General features: G+C 63.9%; 4 protein-coding genes and 1 tRNA gene. 4 read left to right on the top strand and 1 reads right to left on the bottom strand.

Features of this window, described 5'->3' with window-relative positions; genetic code table 11:
* Positions 1-130 precede the first annotated feature (130 nt).
* The gene (locus AKN84_RS34595) at positions 131-673 is read right to left on the bottom strand and encodes a Dps family protein (RefSeq protein ID WP_050424938.1); all 543 of its coding nucleotides are present in this window, start codon (positions 671-673) and stop codon (positions 131-133) included.
* Positions 674-797: 124 nt separating this feature from the next.
* Between AKN84_RS34595 and AKN84_RS34590 the strand changes: the two genes are divergently transcribed.
* From AKN84_RS34590 to greA, 4 genes are all read left to right on the top strand, one after another.
* Complete coding sequence (locus tag AKN84_RS34590) at positions 798-1,487, top strand: class I SAM-dependent methyltransferase (RefSeq protein ID WP_050424934.1); 690 nt, start codon at positions 798-800, stop codon at positions 1,485-1,487.
* A 77-nt stretch (positions 1,488-1,564) separates the two neighbouring features.
* Positions 1,565-1,640: transfer RNA gene (locus AKN84_RS47535), tRNA-OTHER, on the top strand.
* A gap of 350 nt (positions 1,641-1,990) precedes the next feature.
* Positions 1,991-5,455, top strand: a complete 3,465-nt coding sequence (gene carB / locus AKN84_RS34585; protein WP_050424933.1) for a carbamoyl-phosphate synthase large subunit — start codon at positions 1,991-1,993, stop codon at positions 5,453-5,455.
* A 197-nt stretch (positions 5,456-5,652) separates the two neighbouring features.
* Entirely contained in the window at positions 5,653-6,126 is a 474-nt protein-coding gene (gene greA / locus AKN84_RS34580; RefSeq protein ID WP_089025704.1) for a transcription elongation factor GreA, read from the top strand.
* Positions 6,127-6,232 lie beyond the last annotated feature (106 nt).

Genomic DNA, 6,232 nt, shown 5'->3' with positions numbered 1-6,232 from the left:
GGTGGGAGAAGGTGGCGCGGATGCAATCCGCGCCGGATGAGGGGTCTGCATCCGCGGAGACAAACCCCTCACCCGGCTTCAATGCTTCCGCATTGAAGCCACCCTCTCCCACAAGGGGAGAGGGTGAAGACTACGCCGCGTTGCTGCCTTCCTGGCGGCTTGCCTCGAACAGGAACCAGGTGCGACGCTCGGTTTCGTCGATGAAGGTTTCCAGCAGGCCGGCGGTGCCGGAGTCCTCGTGATCATCGGCGAGCTTGTGCGCCTTGCGCATCGCAGCGGCGATGTGCTTGTTGTCCTCCATCAGCTCGCGCAGCATTTCGCGCGGCGGGACATAGTCCTCGTCATTGTCCTTGATGGTCTGATGCTTGGCGATGTCGCCGATCGAGCGCAGCGTCGCGCCGCCGAGCTTGCGCACCCGCTCGGCGAGCTGGTCGGTGGTCGCGAAGATCGCGTCCGACTGCTCATCCAGCAACAAATGGTAATCATGGAAATGCCGGCCGCTGACATGCCAGTGAAAATTCTTGGTCTTCAAATAGAGCGCAAAGGCATCAGCCAGAAGCGTGTTGAGCGAGGTCGAGATCGTATCCACCGCAGCCTGCGGCAGGTCGCTCGGCGTGTCGAGATCGGGCGAAATCTTGTCGGTCCTGTTGGCGTCAATCTTGGCTTTGCTCACGTTGAACCTTCCTGTTAGGAACCCGTATTTCGGCGCATTGAACATTGGCCGCCGGACCGCTAACGCATCGTCAGCCCACCCGTTCCTGGAAGTCAGGAACCCATTCTGCCGGATACCAAACGCGATGGATGAATGGATCGACTATTACGATTCCACGCATACGATTTATGCTAGCCGACTGCACCGCGACCTGCATTTCCAGGTCATCGCAAACGACATTATCGGATACATCACTTCGCCCGACGCCGTGGTGCTGGATTACGCCTGCGGTGAGGCGCTGTCGGCTGTGAAGGTCGCCAATGCCTGCGCCCAGCTCTATTTGGCGGAGCCTGCGCCCGGCGTGCGCGGCCGTCTGGTTGCGCGCTTTGCGGCCGACACCCGGATCCGCGTCCGCTCGCTCGATGAGCTGAAGAACATGCAGGCCGACTCGATCGACCTCGTGGTGATGAACTCGGTGGCGCAATACATGACGCCGCAGGAGCTCGATTCGGCGTTCGACGTGATCCACCGCCTGCTGAAGCCGTCGGGCCGTTTCGTGCTCGGCGATATCCTGCGGCCGGAAGTCGGCATGGCCAGGGACGTCATCGCGCTGCTGCGCTTTGCGGCGGCCCACGGCTTCCTGCGCGACGCGGTGGTCGGGCTCGCCTCGACCGCACTGTCCGATTACCGGCAGCTGCGCACCAGGATCGGGCTGCAGCGCTATCGCGAGGACGAGATGATCAAAAAGCTCGCGGCCGCCGGCTTCAGCGCCACCCGCGCGCCGCGCAACATCGGGCACAATCCGTGGCGGATGACATTCGTGGCGCACCACTGATCAAAGGTTGTAGAAAAAATTAGGGTTAACCAAAAGTAAACGTAGCGGCCGCGGAAATAATCAGCAATGATCCACTCGGCCCGGTGGCGGAAGCTTCGACGCGGCAGTGGTGCAACACTGTTTATCCTGGTTCAAATCCAGGCCGGGCCTCCACGCTTCGCCCTGACAGGCTACGCGTGGCGCAGCCACGCCGGACCGGCGGGGCAAAGCGTGTCCGGCGTAGCTTGAGCGCAGCGAAAGCGTAGACGGACCAAAGACGGCCCCAGCAGGGCCACTCCCTCGCTTCTGGCACCCCCAACCGGGCATAGGTCGAATGAGGAATTTCCCCCAGAATCGCGGTTGATCGGGCGTTTTTGGGGGTTTCGCGGGTGCGGAAACTGGTCTAAAGACCTCCCGCGCGCGAGGGATCGCGCTTCCGGCGCTACAAAATGTAGCGCATGGCTCGAGGGACGCGCGGAAAGCGCGCCCTTTTTTTGTGCCCAAATTCCAGTCCGCGAGAGCTGATGCCCAAAAGAAACGACATCTCCACCATCCTGATCATCGGCGCCGGTCCCATCGTGATCGGCCAGGCCTGCGAATTCGACTATTCCGGCACGCAGGCCTGCAAGACGCTGAAGGAAGAGGGCTTTCGGATCGTCCTGGTCAATTCCAACCCGGCCACGATCATGACCGACCCGGAGCTGGCGGACGCGACCTATATCGAGCCGATCACGCCCGAAATCGTCGCCAAGATCATCGAAAAGGAACGCTACGTCCTGCCCGGCGGCTTCGCGCTGTTGCCGACCATGGGCGGCCAGACCGCGCTGAACTGCGCGCTGTCGCTGCGCAAGCAGGGCACGCTGGAGAAATTCGACGTCGAGATGATCGGCGCCACCGCGGACGCGATCGACAAGGCCGAGGACCGCCAGCTGTTCCGCGACGCCATGGAGAAAATCGGGCTGCAGACGCCGCGGTCGCGGCTCGCCAACGCCTCGGCGCTGAAGAAGTCCGATCGCGACAAATACCTCGCCGATCAGGCCAAGCTGTCCGGCGCCGAGCTCGAAGCGTTCGAGCGCAAGTGGGAAGCCGGCGAGAACGAGCGGCGCAAGCGCTACCAGCAGCAGGCCCTGGCCGAAGCGCTGATGGCGCTGTCCGACATCGGCCTGCCCGCGATCATCCGCCCCTCCTTCACGCTCGGCGGCACCGGCGGCGGCATCGCCTACAACAAGGAAGAGTATCTCGACATCATCGAGCGCGGCCTCGATGCCTCGCCGACCAACGAGGTGCTGATCGAGGAATCCGTTCTCGGCTGGAAAGAGTTCGAGATGGAGGTGGTGCGCGACAAGAAGGACAATTGCATCATCATCTGCTCGATCGAGAACGTCGATCCGATGGGTGTGCACACCGGCGATTCCATCACGGTGGCGCCGGCGCTGACGCTGACCGACAAGGAATACCAGATCATGCGCGACGCATCGATTGCGGTGCTGCGCGAGATCGGCGTGGAGACCGGCGGCTCCAACGTGCAGTTCGGCATCAATCCGGACGATGGCCGCATGGTCGTGATCGAGATGAACCCGCGCGTTTCTCGTTCTTCGGCGCTGGCTTCGAAGGCCACCGGCTTCCCGATCGCCAAGGTCGCGGCCAAGCTTGCGATCGGCTACACGCTCGACGAAATCGCCAACGACATCACCGGCGGCGCGACGCCCGCTTCGTTCGAGCCGACGATCGACTACGTCGTCACCAAGATCCCGCGCTTCGCGTTCGAGAAGTTCCCCGGCGCCTCCTCCACGCTGACGACCTCGATGAAGTCGGTCGGCGAGGTGATGGCGATCGGCCGCACCTTCCAGGAGAGTCTGCAGAAGGCCCTGCGCGGGCTCGAGACCGGGCTGACCGGCCTCGACGAGATCGACATCGAAGGCCTCGGCCGCAGCGACGACAAGAACGCGATCCGCGCGGCGCTCGGCACGCCGACCCCGAATCGCCTGCTGCAGGTCGCGCAGGCGATGCGGCTCGGCTGGACGAACGAGGAGATCTTCAACTCCTGCAAGATCGATCCCTGGTTCCTCGCCGAACTGCGCAGCATCGTGGAGATGGAAGACAAGGTCCGCAGCAGCGGCCTGCCGTCGAATGCATTCTCGATGCGCATGCTGAAGGCGATGGGCTTCTCGGATGCGCGGCTCGCCGTGCTGACGCAGACCACCGAGGCCGACGTCACCGCCAGGCGCCATGCGCTCGGGGTGCGCCCGGTGTTCAAGCGCATCGACACCTGCGCGGCGGAGTTCGCCTCGCCCACCGCCTACATGTATTCGACCTATGAGCGGCCGTTCGCGGGCGAGCTTGCCGACGAGAGCGCGCCGTCGGACCGCAAGAAGGTGATCATTCTCGGCGGCGGGCCGAACCGCATCGGCCAGGGCATCGAGTTCGACTATTGCTGCTGCCACGCCTGCTTCGCGCTCGAGGACGCCGGCTACGAGACCATCATGGTCAACTGCAATCCGGAGACGGTGTCGACCGACTACGACACCGCCGACCGGCTGTATTTCGAGCCGCTCACCGCCGAGGACGTGCTCGAGATCATCGCGACCGAGCGCACCAACGGCACCCTGCACGGCGTGATCGTGCAGTTCGGCGGCCAGACCCCGCTGAAGCTTGCCCGCGCGCTCGAAGCCGCCGAAGTGCCGATCCTCGGCACCTCGCCCGACGCGATCGACCTCGCCGAGGACCGCGACCGCTTCAAGCGCGTGCTCGACAAGCTCCGTCTCAAGCAGCCGAAGAACGGCATCGCCTATTCGGTCGAGCAGGCGCGCCTGGTCGCTGCCGATCTCGATCTGCCGCTGGTGGTGCGTCCGTCCTACGTGCTCGGCGGCCGCGCGATGCAGATCATCCGCGAGGAGACCCAGCTCAACGACTACCTGCTGGGAACGCTGCCCGAGCTGGTGCCCGCCGACGTCAAGGCACGCTACCCGAACGACAAGACCGGGCAGATCAACACCGTGCTCGGCAAGAATCCGCTGCTGTTCGATCGCTATCTGTCTGACGCGACCGAAGTCGACGTCGACTGCCTCTGCGACGGCAAGGATACCTTCATCGTCGGCATCATGGAGCACATCGAGGAAGCCGGCATCCACTCCGGCGATTCAGCCTGCTCGCTGCCGCCGCATTCGCTCGACGCCAAGACCATCGAGGAGCTGGAGCGGCAGACCCGCGAGCTCGCGCTCGGCCTCGACGTGGTCGGCCTGATGAACGTGCAATACGCCATCAAGGACGGCGAGATCTACGTGCTCGAGGTCAACCCGCGCGCATCCCGCACCGTGCCGTTCGTCGCCAAGGTGATCGGCACGCCGGTCGCCAAGATCGCGGCGCGGATCATGGCCGGCGAGAAGCTCGCCGACTTCAAGCTGAAGAAGAAGAAGCTCGGCCATGTCGGCGTGAAGGAATCGGTGTTCCCGTTCGCGCGCTTCCCCGGCGTCGACACCGTGCTCGGACCGGAGATGCGTTCGACCGGCGAGGTGATGGGCATCGATCGCTCGTTCGAGGTCGCGTTCGCGAAGAGCCAGCTCGGCGGCGGCACGCGCGTGCCGCGGCAGGGTACGGTGTTCGTCTCGGTGCGCGGCGACGACAAGATGCGCATCGCCGATGCGGTGCGGCTGTTGCACTCGCTCGGCTTCAAGGTGATGGCGACCTCGGGCACGCAGCGCTATCTCAGCGACAACGGCGTGCCGACGGAGAAGGTCAACAAGGTGCTCGAAGGCCGTCCGCACATCGTCGACGCCATCACCAATGGCGACGTCCAGCTGGTCTTCAATACCACCGAAGGTCCGCAGGCGCTGGCCGACAGCCGCTCGCTGCGGCGGGCTGCCCTCTTGCATAAAGTGCCATATTACACCACTCTTTCAGGCGCGGTGGCGGCCGCACGGGGGATCCGGGCCTATCGGGACGGGGACCTTGAGGTCCGCACGCTTCAGAGTTACTTTTCCGAAAGCTGACCGCTGTCCGGGCTGAAGGCCCGCAACGGTCAATTAGCCGAATGGCTGGAACTCACCGCGCGATTGGATGTTGTCACGGCCCTTAGCGGGGCCGAAAATCACTGGGCTTCCGGGCGCGCGTGCGTCCTGATTCCTGCGTTAGCTGAACTGGATATTCCTGCACGACCGCCGGGCGCGCAGGATGAAGGACGAAGATGATGGATAAGGTTCCGATGACCGCGGGCGGATACGCCGCGCTGACGGACGAGTTGAAGCGACGCCAGTCGGAGGATCGTCCGCGCATCATCGAACACATTGCGGAAGCGCGCTCGCATGGCGACCTCTCGGAAAATGCCGAGTATCACGCCGCCAAGGAAGAGCAGTCGCACAACGAGGGCCGCATCGCCGAGCTCGAGGACAAGCTCGCGCGCGCCGATATCATCGACATCTCGAAACTGTCCGGCGACACCATCAAGTTCGGCGCGACCGTGACGCTGATCGACGAGGACACCGAGAAGAAGGCGGTGTGGCAGATCGTCGGCGAGGTCGAAGCCGACGCCAAGAAGGGCCGCATCTCGATCACCTCGCCGCTTGCGCGCGCGCTGATCGGCAAGAAGAAGGGCACCACCGTCGAAGTGATGGCGCCGGGCGGCGCCAAGGCCTACGAGATCACCAAGGTCGAGTGGCGGTAGTTACCTCGATGTGACTGGTGCAAAAAGGCCGCGTCCTCACGCGGCTTTTTTTTGTGCCCGCGTTTTACCCCCGGTCTGACAGCAATGTGAGTGGAGAGCCGCGGCG

Source organism: Bradyrhizobium tropiciagri (assembly GCF_001189845.1).
Taxonomy (GTDB): domain Bacteria; phylum Pseudomonadota; class Alphaproteobacteria; order Rhizobiales; family Xanthobacteraceae; genus Bradyrhizobium; species Bradyrhizobium tropiciagri.
This window is presented reverse-complemented; position numbering and strand designations above follow the sequence as displayed.